This is a genomic window from Sphaerisporangium rhizosphaerae (assembly GCF_042665155.1).
Classification (GTDB): Bacteria; Actinomycetota; Actinomycetes; order Streptosporangiales; family Streptosporangiaceae; genus Sphaerisporangium; species Sphaerisporangium rhizosphaerae.
On record NZ_JBHTCG010000074.1, the window covers coordinates 1 to 3,400 of the forward strand.

At 69.1% G+C, this 3,400-nt stretch carries 3 protein-coding genes; 1 reads left to right on the forward strand and 2 read right to left on the reverse strand.

Going from position 1 to position 3,400, the window contains the following annotated elements; translation table 11 throughout:
• On the reverse strand, positions 1–1,120 hold a 1,120-nt coding region (locus ACFQSB_RS40030), incomplete at its 3' end, for an extracellular catalytic domain type 1 short-chain-length polyhydroxyalkanoate depolymerase (protein WP_380832565.1).
• 118 nt (positions 1,121–1,238) lie between these two features.
• Complete coding sequence (locus ACFQSB_RS40035; protein WP_380832567.1) at positions 1,239–2,393, reverse strand: lectin; 1,155 nt, start codon at positions 2,391–2,393, stop codon at positions 1,239–1,241.
• Positions 2,394–3,159: 766 nt separating this feature from the next.
• Here ACFQSB_RS40035 and ACFQSB_RS40040 point away from each other — a divergent pair.
• The coding region (locus ACFQSB_RS40040) for an endo-1,4-beta-xylanase (protein ID WP_380832569.1) at positions 3,160–3,400 on the forward strand (241 nt) is incomplete at its 3' end.

Genomic DNA, 3,400 nt, shown 5'->3' on the forward strand with positions numbered 1-3,400 from the left:
AGGTGGACGACCAGCTCTGGTTGGTCTGGCCGTTGCAGTCCCACAGGTTCACCGCGGTGCCGTCGGTGGTGGAACGGTTCGGCACGTCGATGCACCGCCCGGACGCGACACCCTTGATCGGACCGCTGCCGCCGGGCCCCGTGGGAGTCGGCGTGGGAGTCGGCGTGACGGTGGGGGTGACCGTCGGGGTCGGCGTGGGAGTGGGGTTCACGGTGCCGTCGAGACCGAAGAAGCGGATCGCGTAGATGCCCATTCCGGTGTGCGGCAGGTCATGGCCGGCGCCGGAGATGGTCCACGCCTCGACCTGGCCCGAGCCGAAGACCCGCCGGGTCCACCCGGACTGCGGAGTGGTGGTGGAGGTGGCGGTCTGGCCGATCCCCCACACGTTGGTCCACTGGTCGGCCTCTTCTTGCAGCATGGTGTAGTTCAGCACCGAGTCGTTGGTGCCGTGCCAGGCCATGACCCGTGGCCGCGGCCCGGTGTAGCCGGAGTACGCGGCGCGCGCCAGGTCGCCCCACTGCTGCGGCGTCTTGTCCCCGCACCCGGCCGGCCCGAGGCAGCCGTAGGGCACGCCCGAGAAGGGCGCGCCGGCCGCGAAGACGTCGGGGTAGGTGGCCAGCAGGTTGTTGGTCTCCATCGCGCCGGAGGAGAAGCCGGTGGCGAACACCCTCTGCGGGTCGCCGTTGTAGCGCTGCAGGGTGTAGTTGACCATGGAGACGATCGAGACCGGGTCGCTGCCCCCGGCGTGGCGCAGAGCCTCGTTCGACCACACGTCGAAGCAGCTGGACAGGCCGTTGGCGCTCTTGTTGGCCTGCGGGTAGATGACGATGAACCCGTAGCGGTCGGCCAGCGAGGCGAACTCGGTGCCCTGGTAGAAGCCCTGAGCCGTGCCGTTGCATCCGTGCATCGCGACCAGGACGCCTGGCCGTGCGGACACGTTGTTGGGCACGTAGATGTACATCGGGAGGTTGCCGGGGTTGGACCCGAAGTTGGTCACCTGGGTCAGCGTCGCCGCCGACGCTCGCGGGACCGGCGCCGCGACCATGGACACCGCCGTGATCACGGCCGCGGCCAGCGCGGCGACGCCCATGCCGGCGAGTGCCCGGAAATGCCGTCTCATCGGTCTGCCTTTCACTCAAGGGGCGCAGGAGCGGGGCGCGGCGGTACGGGAGCGGCGGAAGGGTGGTGGGCACCGGCGGACGGCGGTCAGCGCCGCCCGCCGGGCCGATGAGGGAGCGTCAGACCCGGGTCCAACGCTGGTTGGTTCCGCCGTTGCAGGACCAGATCTGCAGCTTGACGCCGTTGGCGGTGGAGTAGTTCGGCACGTCGAGGCACTTGTTCGCGCCGATGGCCGTGATGCTGCCGTCGGAGTTGAACCGCCACTGCTGGTTGCTCTGCCCGTTGCAGTCCCAGATCGCCACCTGCGCGCCGTCGGCCGTGCTCGCGTTGGACACGTCCAGGCACTTGTTGCCGTACACCCGCAGCTCACCGCTGCCGGTCGGCGCCCACTGCTGGTTGGCCTGCCCGTTGCAGTCCCAGATCTGCACCTGCGCGCCGTTGGCCTGCGAGACGTTGGCGACGTCCAGGCATCTGCCCGAGCCGACGCCGCGGATCGCGCTCGTGGTGGAGGGCGTCGGCGTGGGAGTGGGAGTGGGAGTGGGAGTGGGGTTCGAGCCGCCGGGCTGGCCGATGCTGCCGGAGACCGACTGCAGAGCCGTGTACCAGGCGGCGGCCATCTTGTCGTAGCCGTTGGCGGTGGGGTGGATGCCGTCGATCAGGTCGCCGGTGGTGAGCTTGCTGTGCATGTCGACGAGGTAGACGTGCTTGCCGCTGCTGACCTTGCTCTGGACGATGCCGGGGATGGCCGCGTTGAAGGTGCGGACGGAGTTCTCCTGGCCGGAGTTGGACAGCGGGATGATGGTGGCGACGAACACGTCGGCGTTGGGCACGGCCGCGGTGATGTGGTCGATCAGGGTGGACAGCCGCTGCGGGGCGCTGGACACGTTGTAGTTCTGCAGCACGTCGTTGGTGCCGATGTGCAGCAGGACGGTGCGCGGGTTGTAGGTGCGGGCCCAGCCGGTGATGTTGGCGTCGATCTGGTCGATGCGCCAGCCGGGGTGTCCCTCGTGGTCGTGGTCGCCGAGGTTGCCCGGCCCGTTGAACTGGGATCCGACGAAGTCGATCGTGTAGCGGCCGGAGGCCAGGCGCTGCCACAGCCCGATGCGGTATCCGCCGGGCACCTGCGTGCCCTCGGTGATCGAGTCACCCAGCGGCATCACCCGCACTCCGCCGTTGGACTCGGCGCTGGCGACGCCCATCCCGGTCGCCGTTCCCGCAGCCACGACGGCGACGGCCAGCAGCGCGGCGGTCAGCCATCGTCTCCACATCACCATGCTCAACCTCTTTCAGGCACCGGCGACCGCGTCGGGTCGGCCAAGAGAGCGTTAACAGCCTTCAGGTATTGGGATGCCGGCGACCGGTGGACCGCTGGGAAGTGGTGTCTGTCCCAGCGGACGCGGCACTCCGGTCGCCGGCATGCCTAGGGGAAGTGCGTTCTTGTTAGCGTTAACAATCGACCGTGTCGGCCGGCTCCCTTCTCCGTCGTGTGCGGCGGTGGTGTGGGCGGAGCAAATACGAGACCGGGACGCGCCGTCAAGGGTCGGCGCCGCGCCGCGCCGTGGGCGGGCGGGCCGCCGGGGCTGTCGATCTGGTGTTATCGCCGCCGTCGCACGGCGGCGCCCACCGCCTTGTGCTGAAACTTTCAGCCACCCCGACCCAGGATTCGGGGGGTGTCTGCAAGTTTCACGGCGGGGGCATTTTTGTAAGGCCTGGTGTGCGGGGTTTGTCGCGCCGAGGGGCCCTCGAAAGTTTCGGCTGCGGTCTTGACGTGTTTCGGGATGGTTTCCACACTGAGTCCGGAGTAGGTTCCGCCGCCGACTCGGTGGTGCGTGGCGGGAGCCTTCGGCGACGTCTTGGTGGTGTGCGTCTCTGTGGCAGGGATGCGGCGTCGGGCCGCGGGCGTGTCCCGCATGTTCTCCCGCTTCCCGCTCTTCCGCGATCCCTTATGGAGGCTCAGGCATGGGCGCATACGTCACACACCCGCCGGGGAACCGGCGACCCTTCCGCGGTCTGCGGGCCGTGCTCGCCGGTGCTCTCGGCGTGCTCGGCACGGTCACGGCGCTGACGTTGCCGGGCCCGGCCGACGCCGCGGCGAGCACGCTGGGTGCGGCGGCGGCGCAGAGCGGGCGGTACTTCGGTACGGCCATCGCCTCGGGGCGGCTTGGTGATTCGGCGTACACGACCATCGCGAACCGTGAGTTCAACATGGTGACGGCCGAGAACGAGATGAAGATCGACGCGACCGAGCCCAACCAGAACCAGTTCAACTTCACTGCCGGTG